Here is an 18,542-nt window from a genome sequence, read left to right on the forward strand (position 1 = left end):
CGTCTACTCCTTGCGTGGAAACGATCGATTTACTGCATGAGAATGTCGGCGAGGACGGGTGCGATATAGCGGCGAAACTGTTCGGGATTCTCGCTCATCGGAAAATGACCGAGCTTCTCCATGATCGTAACGCTGGCGCCCCCTATTGCCGCTGCCGTCCGCCTTGTGTCCTCAGGCGTGCAGGAGAAATCATACTCGCCCGTGAGCAGGTACAGCTTGCATACTTTAGTATCGATTGACGCGACCCGACCGCGCAGGTCGCCATCGACACGGTAGAAATACAGGTCGCCCTTGAACACGCCGGGGCCGCCCTGCTTGTAGGCCCACAGCGTTTCCATCCGCGCAGGCTCCGGGCTCTGCGGGGCAATGAGCCCCGACACCAGCGCGGCGCAGACTTCGCCGCCGTGAACGTCCGGGCGGTTCAGCCAGTTCGTGTCATACCACGGCGCCTGGAAATCGGCAGCCTCGAGCCCGATCAGCGCGCGGAATTCGGCGGCATGTTCGATCGCGAGGTTGAGCACGATGCGGCCGCCGATCGAGCAGCCCATCACGACAGGCTTCTCCAGATGGAGCGCACGGCAGAAGGCGCGGATGGTCTCGGTGTAGCGCGCAGTGGTGAGTTGGTATTCATCGCCGGTCCAGTCCATCGGCGGATTCGACTTGCCATGCCAGGGCATATCGAAGGCAATGATGCGGAAATTTTCGGCAAATTGAGCGTCAACGAGCAGATGCCGCCACTGCCGCGCATCGGCGCCCGCCGTGTGCAGGCAGACCAGCGGAATGCCCCCGCCGTTCTCCTCGAAATAGATGCGGTGCAGTTCGCCGCCGATCTCGACGTGAACGTAGCGGCCGACCATCGGCTCGATGTGACCGTTCATGCGGCGGCCGCTCATGAGAGGACCGCCGCAAAATGCTGCCGTGGCAGCGCCAGCAGGTCCTTGAAATATTGCAGATGCGCCATGAAGGGATGCAGATCGCCTTCCAGCACCGCCTCGCCGCGCTTGGTCAGCGCCAGCAGATCGTGCCAGCCGGGTTTCGGCTCGGCCTGCCAATGCGCGGCCCAGGCCTGCGGCGTGGCGCGATAGGAGAAGCGCCACGAGCGCATCAGGAGCGGCGACGGCGTGAGCTCGACGATGCGGCCGCCGCGGATCACGGCATGAAACGGCCGCGCCATCTCCCCGATCAGGCAGTCGCAATCGAGCAGCCGTCCCCGCGAGACCAGCGAAGGTGCCTGGTCGAGCAATGCGGCAAGGCCGGCAAACGCCCTCGTCACAGCGTCGTCGGTGGCGTCAGGCGATAGCGTCATCTGTCGGGCGGCGTTCCTGCAGCGGGGCGGCGCCATGATGACGGCAAGCGCGCGATCCCGCAAGGCGCCGATGCCCTTGGGTTCCCTGGATTATTCGCTTGACCAAACGCGGCTTGCGAGTCCATGGCGCGGACCTCCGCGCCCTCCCCGCTCGCCTTGTTCGCCGTGACCTGAGCAGCGTAGAATGGCTCTGCCCCGCACGGCCCCACAAAGTGATCCTGCATCAGCATCCGCTTTCGCCGCTCGCCCAGAAGATCAGGATCGCTCTCCTCCGCGAGAAGGGCGCGCAGTTCGAGACTGCGCCCTTCGCCCAGGCCGCAACCAGGCCGAAAGAGAGCCAATTATGATGGCAGATCAAAACGCCCTGATTCTTCAGCAGTACGACATCTCGCCGTACTCCGAAAAAATCCGCGGCGCGCTCGGCCTCAAGGGCCTCACTTGGTGGGCCTGCAACCAGCCGTCGATCATGCCCAAGCCGGAACTGATCGCGCTGACCGGAGGATACCGCCGCATCCCGGTGCTTCAGATCGGCAGCGACGTCTATTGCGACAGCGAGCTTATTCTGGACGAGATCGAGCGCCGCTTTCCCGCCCCGTCGATCTTTGCATGCGGCCGAGCCACCACGGAGACCTATCGTCTGTGGGCGGACGAGAAGCTGTTTCCGACGGTCGTGGGCCTGCTGTTCTCAGGAGATTGGGATGTCAGCGAGGCCTTCATCGCCGATCGCTCGGCGCTGCGGGGCCGGCCGTTCGATCCCGAGGCGTTCCGCGCGGCAATACCCGGCTTGACCGAAGCACTGCATCGGCACTTGAGGCTGCTGGAGCTGCAGCTGGAGAACGGCAATCCGTTTCTGGCAGGCGAGCAGCCGAGTGCAGCCGATCTTCAAGTCTTCCACAATGTCGCGTTCATCCGCTGGGGGAAGGGACGCACGACAGCGTTGCTGGACCAGCATCCGGGCCTGCGCGCCTGGGAGGCGAGAATGCGCGCGATCGGACACGGCATACGCCATGACATCGGCAGGGACGAAGCGCTCAGAGTAGCCCGCGAAGCGCCGGTCTCTGCGGCCGTTGGCGGCGCACGCGTGAGCTACCAGATCAACGACGCCAATTCCCCGCCGATCGCGGGCAGATTGGTTGCGGAGGACCCGCAGCGGGTGTCGATCCTGCTGGAAAATCCGCTGGTCGGCACCGTCGTGGTCCACCTGCCGACGACCGGCGGCCGGCTGCATCGCCTCGACTGAGCCGCTTGGTTCCTGACAAGGCGCGAGGTCGACCGTGCGGGGGTTTGCTTGGTGCTCACCGCGCCGGCCCGGCGCTCAGGTGGCGCTGGATGAAGGGGCTCTGCGGAAGTCGAGCTGCAGCCGCATCGGAACTGCGCTCCCTCTCCCGCTTGCGGGGGAGGGTTGGGGTGGGGGTATCACCGCGAGTCGCCTAGTGGAGAAAGCACCCACCCGGATTGCATCTTCGATGCAATCCGACCTCCCCCGCGAGCGGGAGAGGTGAAGTCAGTCCGCGGAACGGCCTACTCGTAGACAACCCGTCTCAACCCGCCTTCACCACACGCCCGTTCTTCGGCGCCTGGGCCATCGCGCGGGCCAGCACCTGGGCTTCCTTCTTCAGCATGTCGGCGAGATCGCCTTCGCGGCGGCGGATGCGGTCGGATGCGGCACCGATCGAGAGCGCGGCGACCACCTCGCCGGCGTCGTCGCGGACGGGAACGCCGACGCCGCCCATGCCGGGGAATGCGGCGTCGATCAGCACGGTGTGACCGGCCTTGCGCGCCATCGCGATCCGCTCGCGCAGGAACTTTGGCGTGATGCGCGGCGATTTCGCCAACCGCGGCACGATCACCTCGATCACGGCCTCGATCTCGGCATCCGGCAGCCAGACCAGAAGCGCCAGCGCGCCGGCGCCGACGCCGAGCGGACGGCGGCTGCCGATCTGCAGATAATTCGGCTGCAGCGGATGGCTGCCGACCGAGCGCGCCAGATACAGCGCCTCGACGCCGGAGCGCACCGACAACAATGCCGTATCGGCTGAGCGCTCCGACAGACGCAACAGGCTCGGCTGCGCCAGCTCGGCGATGTCGACCGAACGCCGCGCGCCGACCGCCATCACCCGCGCCTCCTGGCCGAGCTCATAGGTCTTGGCACCTGTGACCCTGGAGACAAAACCTTCCTCGATCAACGAGTTGAGGATGCGCAGCGCGGTCGCCTTGTTCAGCGAGGTGGTGTCGGCGATGTCGGTGAGCCGCAGCGGCGAGCGCTGCGCCAGCACGCGCAGGATCGCGCAGACCTTCTGGATCGCGTTGAACTTGTCGGGTTGGCCCGGCTCCGGCGGTGGCCTCTTGCGGCTGGTCCGCGCCGTCGCAGTCGTGGAGGCGTTCATGCCTTCTTCCTTGCCCTCAATCCGAAGTCTGAACCGGACACGACCAATGGAACGCGTCCGGCGAAGCGTCATCCTAAAACGGATGACACTCGCCGGACATCGTATACTTTCGTCAGATGAAACTTTGATTTCAACTATCTTCGCTGCTGTGCAGCAATGAAGATTTTCGAATTTCGCATCACGAAATCAAGCCAACCGCAACCTTCGGATGGTGAAGAGCGCCCACAGGCTGAGCAAGCAGACGCCGGTGAGGTAATAGCCCGGTGCGAGCTCGCCGATCGGCGCAAAACATCTAGGTCATGATCGCCGGACCCATGCCGCCGAACAATGTGACGCCAATATTGTAGCTGAGGCCGAGCCCGGTGGCACGTGTCGCCGGCGGAACAGTTCCGACATCAGCGCGGCGAGCGGCCCGTAATACAGCGACTTGATGACGGGGAAAAATGCGCGCCGCCCTTCAACCCTTACGCGCCGTCTCGCCGAGATCCCAGAACAGGCCGGCCATGATGGTCAGCGCCTCCTCGGTCACCGGCAGCAGGATGTGCTCGTCGGGGGCGTGCTGCGAGCAGCCCGGATAGGAATGCGGCACCCAGATCGTCGGCAGGCCGAGGCCTTCGGAGAACACGTCGTTCGGCAGCGAGCCGCCGAAGTTCGGCAGCACCGCCGGCGCCTTGCCGGTGGTGGTGCGGATCGAGTTCGCCGCCCAGTCGATCCACGGACTGTCCATGTCGGTACGCGAGGCGCCGAAGCGCTGCGCGCCGGAGACTTCGACCATTGGGAAACCGTTGTTGTGCAGATAGTCGCGCACGCCATCGATCACTTCGAGATATCTCGTGCCGACCACGAAGCGGAGCTGCAGCACCGCGTTCGCCTTGCCGGGGATGGCATTGGCCGGTTTGTCGATATTGCCCGACGACATCGCCAGCACTTCCAGCGTGTTCCAGGCGTAAAGCCGCTCGGCCGCGGTCAGGCCTTCCTCGCCCCAATCCTCCGCGAGCTGAGGTTCGTCCGCCGTCGGTTCGACCTTGACGTCGGCGAGCGCGGCGCGGACGCGGTTCGAGATCGGCGGCGGTTTGAGGATCTCGAGCTTCATCCGGCCCTTGCCGTCGACCAGGCTCGCGATTGCGTTCGCCAGGATCGTCGCCGGGTTGGCGAGCACACCGCCCCAATTACCGGAATGATTGCCGCCATCGCGCAGATTGACGTCGAGATGGATGCGGTTGCCGCCGCGGCAGCCGAGGAAGATGGTCGGCCGCTCCGCCGAGAGCCGCGGCCCGTCGGAGGCAATGAACAGATCGGCCTTCAGCTCCTCGCGATGCGCCTCGCAGACCTCGCGCAGATCGGGCGAGCCGATCTCCTCGCCGGTCTCGATGATGAATTTGGCATTGAAGCCGAGCTTGCCGCCGCGCGCCTGCTTCACCGCCCGCAGCGCAGCCATGTTGATCGAATGCTGGCCCTTGTTGTCGGCGGTGCCGCGGCCATAGACGCGATCGCCCCTGACCGTGGTCTGCCAGGGATTGAGCCCGTCGCGCCATTCGCCGACCATGCCGTCGACGACGTCGCCGTGACCATAGGTCAGCACAGTCGGCCGCGCCGCATCTTCCTGGTAGTCGGCGATCAGATAGGGCCCGCGGCCGGTCGGCGATTCGATCAGCCGGGTCTTGAAATCGAGCTCGGCGAAGGCCGGCTGCAGATTTTCCACCAGATAGGCGTGCAGCGCACTGGCCTTGTCGGCATTCAGGCTCTCGGTCTGGTAGCCGACCCTGCGGTCCAGCTCCTGCAAGAACTGTCCCGATTGAAAATGCTCTCGCACCGTTGCGATTGCGTCGGCCCGTGTCGCCATGATTGTTCCTTCGTCCGGTCCCGTCTTGACATGATCTCTTGGCATGATCCCGCCGGAAAGCTCCGTCGCACATCCGGATCATGCTCTGGAGAGGCGCAACCTATCGGGATCGGATCACGACCGGAAGGGCGTGAAATGCGAATGGGCCTTGCCAAAACGTGGGAAGTCGCAACAAGTTGATGCAGGGACGCCCGGCATCTGACCGGGCAGCAATCGAAGCGGCGCTCAAGGTTTCGACAATGACAAAGCAAATCCGGCTCAACGCCTTTGCCATGAATTGCGTGGCGCATCAGTCGCCGGGGTTGTGGACCCATCCGCGCGACCGCACCAAGGACTACAACAAGCTGTCCTACTGGACCGATCTGGCGAAGACGCTGGAGCGCGGCCGGTTCGACGGGCTGTTCCTCGCCGACGTGCTCGGCGTCTACGACGTCTATGCCGGCAATCCGGATGCGGCGCTGCGCAACGCGGCGCAGACCCCGGCAAACGAACCGCTGATGCTGATCCCGGCAATGGCCGCGGTGACCGAAAACCTCGGCTTCGGCGTCACCAGCAATCTCTCCTTCGAGCCGCCCTACCCGTTCGCGCGACGGATGTCGACGCTCGACCATCTGACCGGCGGCCGGGTCGGCTGGAACGTGGTGACCGGCTATCTCGATTCCGCCGCGCGCGGCGCCGGCAAGGACAAGCAGACCGCGCATGACGACCGCTACGAGCTCGCCGACGAATATATGGAGCTGGTCTACAAGCTGTGGGAAGGCAGCTGGGAGGACGACGCCGCGATCCGCGACGTCGCGCGCGGCATCTTCACCGACCCAAAGAAGGTGCATCGCGTAGAGCACGAAGGCAGCAACTACCGGCTCAACGCGATCCACCTGTCGGAGCCGTCGCCGCAGCGCACGCCGGTGCTCTATCAGGCCGGCACCTCGCCGCGCGGCCGGCAGTTCGCTGCCGAGCACGCCGAATGCGTGTTCATGTCGGGGCCTTCAGCGAAAGTGATCGGCCCGCGGGTCTCGGCGATCCGCGAGCTTGCCGCCGAGAAGGGCCGCAACGCAGCCGAGATCCTGATGTTCTCGATGATGTGCGTGGTCGTGGCGCCGACCGAAGCGGAGGCCAAGGCGAAGTATGCCGAGTATCGCAGCCATATCAGCCATGAGGGCGCGCTGGCGCTGATGTCGGGCTGGACCGGCGTCGACTTCTCGACCTATTCGCTCGACCAGGAGGTGCGGCATGTGCAGAACGATGCAGGGCGCTCCGCGATGGACAATGTCACCCGCGCTGATCCCGACCGGGTCTGGACCGTGCGCGAGGTCGCCGAGCATGTCGGCATCGGCGGCGCCGGCCCGGTCGTGGTCGGCTCGCCCGAGCAGGTCGCCGACAAGATCGAGCAATGGTTCGAGGACACCGACGTCGACGGCCTCAACATCGCGTTCGCGATCTCGCCGGGCGATTTCGAGGATATCGCCGACATGCTGGTGCCGGAGCTGACCAGGCGCGGCCGCTACAAGCGGGAGTATGCCAAGGGCACGCTGCGCGAGAAGCTGTTCGGTGCGGGGCGTGCAAGGCTCGACGCGACACATCCGGCGAGCCGGTACCGGGTGAAGCGGAGCGCTGCGGCGGAGTAGCTGCGTAGGGTGGGTTAGCCAAAGGCGTAACCCACCATCTTCGCCCGACAAACGCTTGTGGTGCAGGTGAGACCGGCGGTGGGTTACGCTTCGCTAACCCACCCTACGATTCTGCTCGTCCCGTCATCCTGAGGAGCCGCGAAGCGGCGTCTCGAAGGATCGACGGCCACCAGCCGGGCCGTCGACCCTTCGAGACGCGCTTCGCGCTCCTCCGGCGACAAAGGCGAAGCCTTTGCGCGGGGTGACGGTGATAAATTGAGCGCGCGGCGAAAACTCAGTTCACCGAATTGCTCACCACCACCTCGATCAGCTTCGCGCCCGGCCGAGCGAACGCCGACTTCATCACGCCCTTCAACTCCTGCGGATCGGTGACCTTGATCGCCTCGAGCCCGAGCGCGCGCGCGACGCCGGTGAAATCGACCGGCGGATCGATGAAATCCATGCCGACGTAATTGTCGTCGCCATGGAAGGCGAGCAGGCGCTGCTTGATGATGCGGTAGCCGCCATTATTCACGATCACGAAGTTCAGCGGCAGCTTGTGGTTGGCCGCGGTCCATAGCGACTGGATCGAATACATCGACGAGCCGTCGCCGGAATAGCACACCACCGGACGCTGCGGATTGGCGAGGCTGACGCCGACCGCGGCCGGCAGGCCCCAGCCGATGCCCCCCGAAGCGAGCGCATGATAGCCGTAGCGGTCGCGATGCGGCCGCAAGCCGATGATCTGGCGCGACGAGGTCAGCCCCTCGTCGACCAGGATCGCATTGTCGGGCATCGCTTCCACGACCTGCAGCGCCAGCCAGTCCGGATCGATCGGCGATTTCTGGCTCGCCTTCGATATCTGCTCGACCAGCGCCTTGCGCTTCGCCGCCCAGTTCTTCGTCGACAACGCCGCGAGGCCCTGCTTCGCGCGTGTCTCCAGCGCGCCGCCGCCGAGTTCCTTCAACGCCGGCACCAGCGCGCGCAGCGTTTCCTTGACGTCGGCCTTCACCGCGATCTCGGCGCCATAATTCCTGGCAAGATCGCTGTCGACCAGCCCGACCTGCACGATCGAGAGCCCGTCCGGCAACGGATCGACCTCGCTATAGACCGACATCCGCAGCGGATCGCCGCCGAGCGCGATCAGCAGATCATGCGGCGCCAGCACGTCGCGGGCGACCTTCTGCAGCCGCGCGATCGCGCCCATGAAGCTCGGACTGTCGGACAGGAAATGCGATCCATAGGGCGTCGGCGATTGCCAGGCCGGACAGCCCAGCGTCTCGGCCAGATCGGCCGCCTCGCGCAGCGCGTCGCTTTTCACGATCTCGTCGCCGACGACGATCACCGGACGCTCCGCTTTCAGGATTCGCGCGGCCAGCGCCTTCAAGGAATCCTCCGACGGCCTGACGCGGGTGTCGATGCGGGTGGAGCGGCCGAGTTCGATGCCGGCCTCGGCATTGAGGATGTCGCCGGGCAGCGAGATGAACACCGGCCCGGTCGGTGGCGTGGTCGCGATCTTGGCGGCGCGGCGCACGATGCGCGGCAGATCTTCGAGCCGCGTCACCTCGACCGCCCATTTCACCAGCGGCGTCGCCATCTGCACCAGCGGGCCAAACAGCACCGGCTCGGTCAGACCATGGCCCTGCTCCTGCTGGCCGGCGGTGAGGATCAGCGGCGTGCCGGTGAAGCTTGCGTTGAAGAGCGAGCCCATCGCATTGCCGAGGCCCGGCGCGACGTGGACATTGCAGGCCACCAGCTTGCCGGAGGCGCGGCTGAAACCGTCGGCCATCGCAACCACCAGGCTCTCCTGCATCGCCATCACATAGGTGAGATCGGGATGGTCCTTCAGCGCGTGCATGATCGGCAGTTCGGTGGTGCCGGGATTGCCGAACAGATGGGTGACGCCCTCATCCTTCAGCAGCGCCAGAAATGCCGAACGGCCGGTGATGCGATTCTTCATGTTCCCTCCAGGCCCCGGCGTCGTTGACCGACGGGACGACGGAGATGACCAAACTTGCGTGACGGGAGCAATCGAGCGGGTGCTCATGGCTGCATTCCTCAGGCGCGCGCCTCATGGAGACGATCGTTCGCGTTGCGGTCAGGCGGGCGCAAAATCCCGCATCAGCGATCGGCGATCCATTCAACGAAGCTTGATCGGTATTAAACCTGCGTAATGCGCCGAACCGGCTCGCGGCTCATCGCCTCCAACGGATGTTAAAGGAGGTGATATTCATGAAACTCGTTTCAGCGTTTGCTGGCATCGCCGCACTCGGTGGTGTTGCTCTCTCCGGCGCGCCGGCGCCTGCGACGCCAATCGAAGTCCCTGCGGCGGGAGCCGTCGTCCCCGCCGGTTACGTCTGCAACGAATGGGGCCGTTGCTGGCACCGCCATTACTACGGTGGCGGCTATTACCATCCGCAGTATTGGGGTGGTTACGGCTACGGCGGCTGGCATCGTCCCTGGGGCTGGCACAGGCATTGGCGTCACGGCTACCACTGGCGCCACTGGCATCGCTGGCACCATCGGCATCACTGGCACCGCTGGTAAGCACTGGGAAAGGGGCTTCGGCCCCTCTCTTTCTTCGACGGCTTCAGAGCCTAGAACATCCCCTCGCGATCGCTGCGCTTCTTCTTTTTAGAGCGCTGCCAGACCACGCCGGGATAGCCTTTCAGCGGCACCAGCGGCTCGCCGGCATAGGCCCATTCCTGCAGCTCCTCGATCGCGATGTGATAGAGCGGCTGCCGGCCGGTGCGGCCCGAAAACAGCGCGCGCGGGATGTTGACCATGTGCGGCGAACGCGCGCGTTCGTAGAAAATCGGAGTACCGCAATTGGCGCAGAAGCTGCGCGCCGTCTTGCTGGCGGCATCCTCGTAACGCGAGAGCTCGCTCGCGCCCTGCGTGACGCGGAAGCGCTTCTTCCAGCTGCCGACATAGGTCGCATAGGCCGCGCCATGGGCGCGGCGGCTGGCGGCGGTGTGATCGTGCCAGGCCCAGCGCGCCGGCACGTCGATCTCGAACCGCACTTTGCCGCACAGGCATTGCCCGGCCGCAGGCTTTGCGAGTGCGACGGGTTTTGGCTTCTTGCTCGACGTGAACTCGTCGTCTTCCGGAAACATCGGGATGCGCTCCATTTGCTCACCGTCATTGCGAGGAGCGAAGCGACGACGCAATCCATCTCTCCGCGCACCGGGAGATATGGATTGCTTTCCCTTCGCTCGCAAAGACGAAGATGGAACCATTGTAGCCCGGATGCAGCGAAGCGTAATCCGGGAACGGCATATCCGCAGATGCAAGGCTCCGGATTGCGCTGCGCTCGTCCAGGCTATGAGAACAAGCGCGCGTCTACGCCTGCGCCATCTCGTCGTGGACGGGATAGTCCGTGTAGCCCTTTTCCTCGCCGGCGTAGAAGGTCGGGCGGTGATACGGGGTCAGCGGATAGCCGCGCTGCAGGCGGCGCGGCAGGTCCGGGTTGGAGATGAAATAGCGGCCGAAGGCGATCGCGTCGGCATGACCTTCGGCGAGCGCGCGCTCCGCGCTGTCGCCGACAAAGTTGCCGGCTGATATCAGCACGCCGCTCCACATCGGGCGGTACAGCACCATCGCCGACGGCACGTTCTGCCAGTTGACGTCGGCGCGACCGGTGCCGGAGGCGCGCGGCTCGATGAAATGCAGATAGGCGAGCCCGAACTTGTCGAGCGCCTTGATGGTGTGGCTGTAGAGCGGCATCGGATCGGCCTCGCCGCTGCCATTGGCGATGCCGTAGGGCGACAGCCGCACGCCGACGCGGTTGGCGCCCCACACCTCCGTCACCGCCTGTGTCACTTCCATCAGGAAGCGGACGCGGTTCTCGATCGATCCGCCATATTGATCGGTGCGCAGATTGCTGCGCGATTGCAGGAACTGCTCGATCAGATAGCCATTGGCGCCGTGGATCTCGACGCCGTCGAAGCCGGCGGCGAGCGCGTTCTTCGCGCCCTCGCGGTAGGCCTCGACCATCAGGGCGACCTCGCCGGTCTCGAGCGCGCGCGGCGTCTCGTAGTCGACCACCTTGCCGTCAGCCGTCATCGCCCTGAACTCGGGCGGGATCGCAACCGCCGACGGCGCCACCGGCAGCGCACCATCAGGCTGGAACGAGGAATGCGAGACGCGGCCGACGTGCCAGAGCTGCAGGAAGATCAAGCCGCCCTTGGCATGCACCGCATCCACCACCTCGCGCCAGCCCGCGATCTGGGCCTCGCTGTAGATGCCGGGGACGCCGGGATTGCCGAAGCCGGTGGCGACCACCGGTGAGGCTTCCGCGATGAGCAGGCCGCCCGGCGTGGCGCGCTGCGCATAATATTCCGCGTTCAGCGGCCGCGGCGCGAGACTCGGCCGCGCCGCCCGCATCCGCGTCAAAGGCGCCATCACGACACGGTGCTTCAGCTCATAGGGACCGACCTTGAGCGGCGAAAACAGCGACGGAGAACTCATGCCTACCCCGATTATTCTTTGTAATAGACCGTTATCTCACGGGTTCATCTTGTTCGCAAAAGCAGGTAGTGGCAATCTACCGAACAGACTAGCAGGCTTGCCATGTCGAAACAGAGCGCCACATTGCTCCCCTCGTTAAGCGTCCGCATCGATCTCGATGCCGAAGACCGGATCGGCCCGGGCAAAATTCTGCTCCTCGAACGGATCAAGGAGTGCGGCTCGATTTCGGCTGCCGGCCGCGCCATGGATATGAGCTACAAGCGCGCCTGGGACCTGGTCGACGAGATCAACCGCATCTGCCGGCAGGCGGCGGTGGAACGGCAGACCGGCGGCAAGAATGGCGGCGGCGCGGTGCTGACCCCGTTCGGCCTCTCCCTGGTGGCACGTTACCGCAAGATCGAGCGCGATGCGGCGAGCGCCGTGCGCAAGGACCTCGAGGCGCTGCGCAGCGACATCGGCAAGCCGAAGAAGGCCGCGGGGCGGTAAACGCAAGAACCTGCGGCCGTCGCAGGGGCGCGTTGCGAAAATATCGAAAACAACCCCATGCAAAGTAGCCGGCGAACGCCGGCATTCGACCAGGCAACTTGACACATCGGGCAAATCAGGGATACATTTCTAATATTCCGAAATCATGCAGGCATTGGGGCGAGGGGCTTCCCTCCGCGAGCGCGCCGAACCTTGAGACCAGAACCCCCTCACCCGGATTGCATCTGGCGATGCAATCCGACCTCTCCCCGCAAGCGGCAGGGCTATCGCATTTGGAAGCTGCGGCGATCGGTGTTCCCGCAAACTCGTCATGCCCGGGCTTGTCCCGGGCCTCCACGTCTTCGTTTCCACGCGAAGAAAGACGTGGATGGCCGGGACAAGCCCGGCCATGACGGTGCGGAAAAATCAGTTCATTCCAAATGCGATTGCACTGCCGCAAGCGGGGAGAGGTAAGAAAAAAGCGAGCGCTAACCCGTCTTGATCCAGACCGCCTTGACGTTGAGATATTCCTCGACGTGCTGCTTGCCGGACTCGCGGCCGTAGCCGCTCATCTTGTAGCCGCCGAACGGCACCGCGGGGTCCATCGCCTGGTAGCAATTGACCCAGACCGAGCCGGCGCGCAGCGCCTTGGCGACCTGGTGCGCCTTGCTGACATTGGTGGTCCAGACGCCGGAGCCGAGGCCGAAGGTGGTAGCGTTGGCGCGCTTGATCAGCTCGTCCGGATCCTTGAACGAGATCGCCGAGATCACCGGGCCAAAAATCTCCTCCTGCGCGATGCGCATGTTGTCCTGCACGTTGGCAAACACCGTCGGCTGCACGAAATAGCCCTTCGACAGCGCGCCCTCGGTGAGGCGGCCGCCACCGGCCAGCGCCTTGGCGCCTTCCTTCTGGCCGATGTCGAGATAGTCCGAGACGCGGTCGAGCTGATCCTTCGACACCAGCGGGCCGATCTGGGTGTTGGGATCGAGGCCGTTGCCGACCTGCAGCTTCTTGCCGAACTCGGCGACGCGGCCGACGAACTCGTCATAGACCTTCTGCTCGACGAACAGCCGCGTGCCGGCGCTGCAGATCTGGCCGGAATTGGCGAACACCGCCATCGCCGCCCCCGGCACCGCCGCGTCGAGATCGGCATCGGCGAACACGATGTCCGGCGACTTGCCGCCGAGCTCGAGCGAGACCCGCTTGAGGTTGCCGGCCGAGGCGCGGATGATCGACTGGCCCGTGATGTGCGAGCCGGTGAAGGCGACCTTGTCGACATCGGGATGCGAGGCAAGCGCGGCGCCCGCGGTCTCGCCATAGCCCGGCACGACGTTGACGATGCCGGGCGGAATGCCGGCTTCCATGCAGAGCTCGCCGATGCGCAGCGAGGTCAGCGGCGATTCCTCCGCCGGCTTCAGCACCACGGTGCAGCCGGTTGCGATCGCAGGGCCGATCTTCCAGATCGAGGCGGTCAACGGCCCGTTCCACGGGATGATGGCGCCGACCACGCCGATCGGCTCCTTCAGCGTGTAGGAGAAGATCTCGCCGGGCAGCGAGTTCTCGATGGTCTCGCCGTGGATCGCGGTGGCCTGTCCGGCGTAGTAGCGCAGCATGCCGAGCGCGCGCAGCTTGTTGCCGCGGGTGCGGCTGATCGGCGCGCCCATGTCGAGCGTGTCGAGCTGGGACAGTTCCTCGAAATTGGCTTCGACCAGCTCGGCGAGCTTGAGCAGCAGGTTCTGCCGCTCGAACGGCTTCACCTTGCTCCACGGCCCTTCGAAGGCGCGGCGCGCCGCCGCGACTGCGCGGTTGATGTCCTCGGCATCGCCTTCAGCGACGGTCGCGAGCAACTCGCCGGTCGCGGGATTGTGTGTTTCGAATGTCTTGCCGGAGGCGGCGTCGACCCATTTGCCGTCGATCAGCATCTTCTTGTAGGAGCCATCGGCATAAGGATGGCGCGTGATCGGAATAGCCTGCGAAACAGCCATGTTTGCACTCCCTGTAAAATGTCGGCTGAGGTCTTTTTGAAGCGTTATATCGGCGATTCTACAGCGCAGGCGCGAAACCGTAAAGCGCAGCCGGCGTTGTCGAGGGCGGCGCGCATGAAACCCTCCCATGCGCCTGCGCATATGGTTCGCGCGCTATGATAGGATTTGAACAGTAGCCACCTATGTGTCCGGAGATCACCGATGCCCCACCCCGTGATATCAGCCAATCATGTTGCCGTGATCACCGGCGGCGCGTCCGGCATCGGGCTTGCCGCCGCGTTGCGGTTCGCCGAAGCCGGCATGAAGGTCTGCATCGCCGACCTCGGCGATGACAGGCTGAAGGCGGCAGCGACAAGACTGTCATCTGCGGCGCCCGGCGGCGCAGCCGATATCATGACGGCTGCCGTCGACGTCAGCCGCGCGGACGCGGTCGCGGAGCTCGAGGCCAGTGTCGCCAGGAAATTCGGCGGCACCGACATCCTGATGAACAATGCCGGCATCCAGCCCGGCAGCGCGATGTTCGGCCCCGCGGACAATTGGCAGCGCATCCTTGGCGTCAATCTCTGGGGCGTGATCAATGGCACGCAGGCCTTCGTACCCAACATGATCAAGCGCGGCCGGCCGGGGCTGATCATCAACACCGGCTCCAAGCAGGGCATCACCACGCCACCGGGCGATCCCGCCTACAACGTCTCCAAGGCCGGCGTGAAGGCGTTCACCGAGGCGCTGCAGCACGAGCTGCGCAACACCGACGGCTGCAGGATATCGGCGCATCTCTTGATCCCCGGCTTCGTTTTCACCGGGCTGACTGCGCGCGGCCGCACCGAGAAGCCGGCCGGCGCCTGGACATCGGAGCAGACCGTCGACTTCATGATCGAGCGCCTCGAGGCCGGCGATTTCTACATCCTCTGCCCGGATAACGACGTGCCGCGTGCACTCGACGAACGCCGCATCCTCTGGGCCGCCGGCGACATCGTCGAGAACCGCCCGCCGCTGTCGCGTTGGCATCCGGATTTCGGCGACGCGTTCGCCGCCTTCGTGAAGGGGAAGTAAGAGGCAGGGAATCGCGAGGATGGGTAGAGCGAAGCGAAACCCATATTCTCTCCTGCGGCCCGCTATTTGATGGGTATCGCTTCGCTCCACCGAGACGCGCGCAAGAGCGCTCCTCAGGATGACGGTGATAGTCCGGAGCGTGGGTTGGCCGAGCGTAACCCACCAACCCTCCGCGTAACGAAAGAAGACGGTGGGTTACGGCTTCGCCTAACCCACCCTACGCACCTTGCTCAATTCGCCCGCACGCGCACCGGCGTGGCGGGCTGCGCCACCAGCGCCTCGCCGAGCTCGCTTTGCTGCGCGCGCGGGATCGAGAAGCAGACACTGAAGCCGTCCGATGTCTTCAGCGTCACCATGCCCTGGCTCGCATCGGTCGACTGCTCGATCACCCATGAATCCAACGGATAGGCGTAACGCAAGGTCTGGTCGCCGAAGCGGGTCTGCAGCGCCTTGCTGATCAGCCCGGGCAGCGTCATGACCAGCGCGCCGACCTGGTTGATCGACAGGCGGATGGTTGCGGGGTCGCCCTTGCCGTCCACGAATCCTAGCGAAATAGCGCAGCCGTCGGGCGCGACTTCGCAGGTGGTGAGCTCCTGGGTTTCGATCTGCATACCGGCACTCCGGATCATCGTTATATTCTGGTCAATATATCGCTGGTACGGCCAGCGTCCAGCCCCAATGTATCCTGCGGCCCATCCGGCGCAGTCGCGCGCGGCGTTAGAATAGATTGAAGCTGGCGGCTGCCCCGTTGACGCTGGGCCGGCAACCGCGAATAAATCACCGCAAAGATCAGGCTGATTTTTTCTTCGTCATTTCCAGAGAATTGACTCGGTCCGGCAGTGAGGGGCGGGCCGTGGATGGCCGTGGCTTCCTTCCTGCGACCGTGATATATACACGGATATAGCGAGGCCTATAAGGGCCCGTTTGACCAGGGAGAGCAAAGCCTATGAGTGATTACAAGCTTCTCATCGACGGCAAGATGGTACCCGGCGACCAGACCATGCCGGTGCTCAATCCGGCGACCGAAGAGGTGGTGGCGCAGTGCCCGCGCGCCTCCAAGGACCAGCTCGACAAGGCCGTCGCCGCCGCGAAGGCCGCCTACCCCGCCTGGGCCGCGACCCCGATGGAAGAGCGCCGCAAGCTCATCATCAAGATGGCCGAGGCGATCGAGGCCAACACCAACGAGCTCGCCCACATCCTGACCAGCGAGCAGGGCAAGCCGCTCGCCGACGCCACCGGCGAGGTCATGGGCATGGCCGGCTTCTTCCGCTATCTCGGCTCGCTCGATCTGCCGATGCGCGTGGTCGAGAATTCCGGCGACCGCAAAGTCGAGGCCTACCGTCGCCCGCTCGGCGTGGTCGGCGCGATCATTCCCTGGAACTATCCGCTGCTGATCCTGGCATTCAAGCTGCCCTCGGCGCTGCTCGCCGGCAACACGCTGGTGGTGAAGCCTGCGCCGACCACGCCGCTGGCCTCACTGCGCTTTGCCGAGCTGGTCAAGGACATCCTGCCGAAGGGTGTGCTGAACTTCATCGCCGACGCCAACGATCTCGGCGATCACATGACCAAGCACCCTGACATCCGCAAGATCTCCTTCACCGGCTCGACCGCGACCGGCCAGAAGGTGATGGCGAGCGCATCGCAGACCTTGAAGCGGATCACGCTCGAGCTCGGCGGCAACGATGCCGGCATCGTGCTCGACGACGTCGATCCGAAGAAGGTCGCGCCCGGCATCTTCGAGGGCGCGTTCCAGAACTCCGGCCAGGTCTGCCTCGCCATCAAGCGGCTCTACGTCCACGAGTCGGTCTATGACGAAATCTGCAACGAGCTGGTCGCGATCGCCAAGAACACCGTGGTCGATGACGGCTCCAAGCAGGGCACCAAGCTGGGTCCGCTGCAGAACAAGATGCAGTACGAGAAGGTGAAGGCGTTCCTCGACGATGCCCGCAAGAACGGCAACGTGATCGCCGGCGGCGCCGCGATGGACCGTCCCGGCTATTTCATCGAGCCGACCATTGTGCGCGACATCAAGGAAGGCTCCAAGCTGGTCGACGAGGAGCAGTTCGGCCCGGTGCTGCCGGTCATCAAGTACTCCGACAAGGACGACGTGATCCGGCGCGCCAACGCCACCACCTACGGCCTCGGCGCGTCGGTGTGGTCGTCGGACATCAAGCGCGCGCATGAGATCGCGACCCAGATCGAGGCCGGCACGGTGTGGATCAACAAGCACCTCGACATGGCCCCGAACATTCCGTTCGGCGGCGCCAAGCAGTCGGGCATCGGCACCGAATTCGCCGAGGAAGGCCTCGCCGAATTCACCCAGCTGCAGATCATCAACGGTCCGCCGGCCGCCTGATCCGACAACACGCGGCCGCGACGCCCTGGCGCCGCGGCCGCCTTCCCCGTCCACAACGAACAGAGCCCATCATGTTCGACGCCCAATGCGATCTTGCTGCCCTGGTCTATGACGAAGCACGACGATCCCGATGCCATCCTGCGCGACTTCGCCTGTCATCTGAAGGCGCAGGGCGCGCGCGTGGTCGGCATGGTGCAATCAGGCCAATGCGCGGATTCCAGCCTGTCGGCCGTGCTGGTCCATAGCGGCGAGACGCTGCTGCTGGCGCAGCCGCCGAGCCCAAGTACCACGAGCCCTGGTGCCAGCGGCTGCAAGCTCGATCTGTCGCGGCTGCAGGATGCCGGCCTCCGCGTCGCCGACGCGCTTTCGGCCGGCGCCGATCTCGTCATCATCAACCGCTTCGGCAAGCGGGAACGTGACGGCAAGGGCCTCGGCTTCCTGATCGAGCGCGCGCTCGACGCCGACATTCCCGTCGTGATCGCGGTGTCACATCAGAGCTTTGCCGACTGGGTCAGTTCCGCCGGCGGGATGAGCGTGAAGCTCGCCTGCGACCGCCACGCGCTCGACGCCTGGTGGCGCACCGCGTCGCTGCGGACCGCAGCCCGGGTCGCGCCGGATCACATCACGGTGTGCGAAGCGTTCAAGTAACTTCGGGTGGGTGAACCGTAGGCGTAACCCAATCTCCGCACTGTCACCGTCATCCCCGCGCAAAGGCTTCGCCTTTGCGCGGGGATGACGGGACAAACGGAATCGGAGGATGGGCTAGCTAACCCACCCTACGGTCTTCAGATGACGTGCACTCACAGCGTCTCCTGCTTGTGGCCGCACTCCTTGCAGGCGAACTTGACGCGGGACTGGCCCTTTTCCGCCTGCACCCGGTTCGGCGCGCCGCATTTGCCGCAAACGGCCTCGATCCGGGTCGTGCCCTGCTTGATGACGAGGTTCCGCTTTTCCATGGTCTCGCGGATCAGGCGCTCGGCCTCCTCGCGCAGCGATTGCTTCGACATCATACCCACCGGTCATTGGTTAGCGGGCGGCGTCATAGCACGACCCGATGAAGCTTTGACAGCGGG

17 protein-coding genes are annotated in these 18,542 nt (G+C 64.8%); 7 read left to right on the plus strand and 10 right to left on the minus strand.

Annotated features, from left to right (window positions below; genetic code table 11):
- Nucleotides 1–29: 29 nt before the first annotated feature.
- Together G6P99_RS42050 and G6P99_RS42055 are read right to left on the minus strand one after the other, a co-directional pair.
- Nucleotides 30–893, minus strand: coding sequence for an alpha/beta fold hydrolase (locus tag G6P99_RS42050; protein ID WP_198031132.1), 864 nt, complete (start codon nucleotides 891–893; stop codon nucleotides 30–32).
- Nucleotides 890–1,306 (minus strand): hypothetical protein, encoded by a 417-nt coding sequence (locus G6P99_RS42055; RefSeq protein ID WP_029079328.1) that lies wholly within the window; start codon nucleotides 1,304–1,306, stop codon nucleotides 890–892. The genes G6P99_RS42050 and G6P99_RS42055 overlap by 4 nt, the downstream gene beginning before the upstream one ends.
- Before the next feature lie 184 nt (nucleotides 1,307–1,490).
- On the opposite strand from G6P99_RS42055, the gene G6P99_RS42060 reads away from it, so the two are divergent.
- A complete protein-coding gene (locus G6P99_RS42060; protein ID WP_084518345.1) occupies nucleotides 1,491–2,546 on the plus strand; it encodes a glutathione S-transferase family protein in 1,056 nt (351 codons plus the stop codon).
- Between the two features lie 301 nt (nucleotides 2,547–2,847).
- Here the strand turns inward: G6P99_RS42060 and G6P99_RS42065 are convergent, their stop codons facing one another.
- On the minus strand, nucleotides 2,848–3,693 hold the full coding sequence (locus tag G6P99_RS42065; protein ID WP_051346086.1) for an IclR family transcriptional regulator: 846 nt from the start codon (nucleotides 3,691–3,693) through the stop codon (nucleotides 2,848–2,850).
- 457 nt (nucleotides 3,694–4,150) lie between these two features.
- Nucleotides 4,151–5,536 (minus strand): M20 family metallopeptidase, encoded by a 1,386-nt coding sequence (locus tag G6P99_RS42070; RefSeq protein WP_035976417.1) that lies wholly within the window; start codon nucleotides 5,534–5,536, stop codon nucleotides 4,151–4,153.
- 239 nt (nucleotides 5,537–5,775) lie between these two features.
- Between G6P99_RS42070 and G6P99_RS42075 the strand changes: the two genes are divergently transcribed.
- Nucleotides 5,776–7,161: an LLM class flavin-dependent oxidoreductase gene (locus tag G6P99_RS42075; RefSeq protein ID WP_029079332.1), complete on the plus strand. Its 1,386-nt coding sequence runs from the start codon at nucleotides 5,776–5,778 to the stop codon at nucleotides 7,159–7,161.
- A gap of 274 nt (nucleotides 7,162–7,435) precedes the next feature.
- On the opposite strand, the gene G6P99_RS42080 is transcribed toward G6P99_RS42075, so the two are convergent.
- Nucleotides 7,436–9,100: a thiamine pyrophosphate-binding protein gene (locus G6P99_RS42080; RefSeq protein WP_165126357.1), complete on the minus strand. Its 1,665-nt coding sequence runs from the start codon at nucleotides 9,098–9,100 to the stop codon at nucleotides 7,436–7,438.
- Between the two features lie 272 nt (nucleotides 9,101–9,372).
- Between G6P99_RS42080 and G6P99_RS42085 the strand changes: the two genes are divergently transcribed.
- Entirely contained in the window at nucleotides 9,373–9,687 is a 315-nt protein-coding gene (locus G6P99_RS42085) for a hypothetical protein (protein ID WP_084518359.1), read from the plus strand.
- A gap of 50 nt (nucleotides 9,688–9,737) precedes the next feature.
- Here the strand turns inward: G6P99_RS42085 and G6P99_RS42090 are convergent, their stop codons facing one another.
- Nucleotides 9,738–10,256 (minus strand): GFA family protein, encoded by a 519-nt coding sequence (locus G6P99_RS42090; protein WP_029079334.1) that lies wholly within the window; start codon nucleotides 10,254–10,256, stop codon nucleotides 9,738–9,740.
- 226 nt (nucleotides 10,257–10,482) lie between these two features.
- Nucleotides 10,483–11,610: an alkene reductase gene (locus G6P99_RS42095; protein WP_029079335.1), complete on the minus strand. Its 1,128-nt coding sequence runs from the start codon at nucleotides 11,608–11,610 to the stop codon at nucleotides 10,483–10,485.
- A gap of 102 nt (nucleotides 11,611–11,712) precedes the next feature.
- Between G6P99_RS42095 and G6P99_RS42100 the strand changes: the two genes are divergently transcribed.
- Nucleotides 11,713–12,096, plus strand: a complete 384-nt coding sequence (locus tag G6P99_RS42100) for a winged helix-turn-helix domain-containing protein (RefSeq protein WP_029079336.1) — start codon at nucleotides 11,713–11,715, stop codon at nucleotides 12,094–12,096.
- A 467-nt stretch (nucleotides 12,097–12,563) separates the two neighbouring features.
- Here G6P99_RS42100 and G6P99_RS42105 read toward each other — a convergent pair whose 3' ends face one another.
- Complete coding sequence (locus G6P99_RS42105; protein WP_029079337.1) at nucleotides 12,564–14,060, minus strand: aldehyde dehydrogenase family protein; 1,497 nt, start codon at nucleotides 14,058–14,060, stop codon at nucleotides 12,564–12,566.
- 201 nt (nucleotides 14,061–14,261) lie between these two features.
- Between G6P99_RS42105 and G6P99_RS42110 the strand changes: the two genes are divergently transcribed.
- Nucleotides 14,262–15,113, plus strand: a complete 852-nt coding sequence (locus G6P99_RS42110) for an SDR family NAD(P)-dependent oxidoreductase (RefSeq protein WP_029079338.1) — start codon at nucleotides 14,262–14,264, stop codon at nucleotides 15,111–15,113.
- Nucleotides 15,114–15,343: 230 nt separating this feature from the next.
- Here the strand turns inward: G6P99_RS42110 and G6P99_RS42115 are convergent, their stop codons facing one another.
- Nucleotides 15,344–15,724, minus strand: coding sequence for a hypothetical protein (locus tag G6P99_RS42115; RefSeq protein ID WP_029079339.1), 381 nt, complete (start codon nucleotides 15,722–15,724; stop codon nucleotides 15,344–15,346).
- 335 nt (nucleotides 15,725–16,059) lie between these two features.
- On the opposite strand from G6P99_RS42115, the gene G6P99_RS42120 reads away from it, so the two are divergent.
- The gene (locus G6P99_RS42120) at nucleotides 16,060–17,469 is read left to right on the plus strand and encodes an aldehyde dehydrogenase family protein (protein ID WP_029079340.1); all 1,410 of its coding nucleotides are present in this window, start codon (nucleotides 16,060–16,062) and stop codon (nucleotides 17,467–17,469) included.
- A 108-nt stretch (nucleotides 17,470–17,577) separates the two neighbouring features.
- Nucleotides 17,578–18,117 carry a DUF2478 domain-containing protein gene (locus G6P99_RS42125; RefSeq protein ID WP_245284572.1) on the plus strand — a complete coding sequence of 180 codons (540 nt, stop codon included), beginning with the start codon at nucleotides 17,578–17,580 and terminating at the stop codon, nucleotides 18,115–18,117.
- A gap of 152 nt (nucleotides 18,118–18,269) precedes the next feature.
- Here the strand turns inward: G6P99_RS42125 and G6P99_RS42130 are convergent, their stop codons facing one another.
- Nucleotides 18,270–18,476: a hypothetical protein gene (locus tag G6P99_RS42130; RefSeq protein ID WP_029079341.1), complete on the minus strand. Its 207-nt coding sequence runs from the start codon at nucleotides 18,474–18,476 to the stop codon at nucleotides 18,270–18,272.
- Nucleotides 18,477–18,542 lie beyond the last annotated feature (66 nt).

The sequence above is a fragment of the Bradyrhizobium sp. 6(2017) genome (genome assembly GCF_011058295.2).
In the GTDB taxonomy this organism is placed as follows: domain Bacteria; phylum Pseudomonadota; class Alphaproteobacteria; order Rhizobiales; family Xanthobacteraceae; genus Bradyrhizobium; species Bradyrhizobium septentrionale.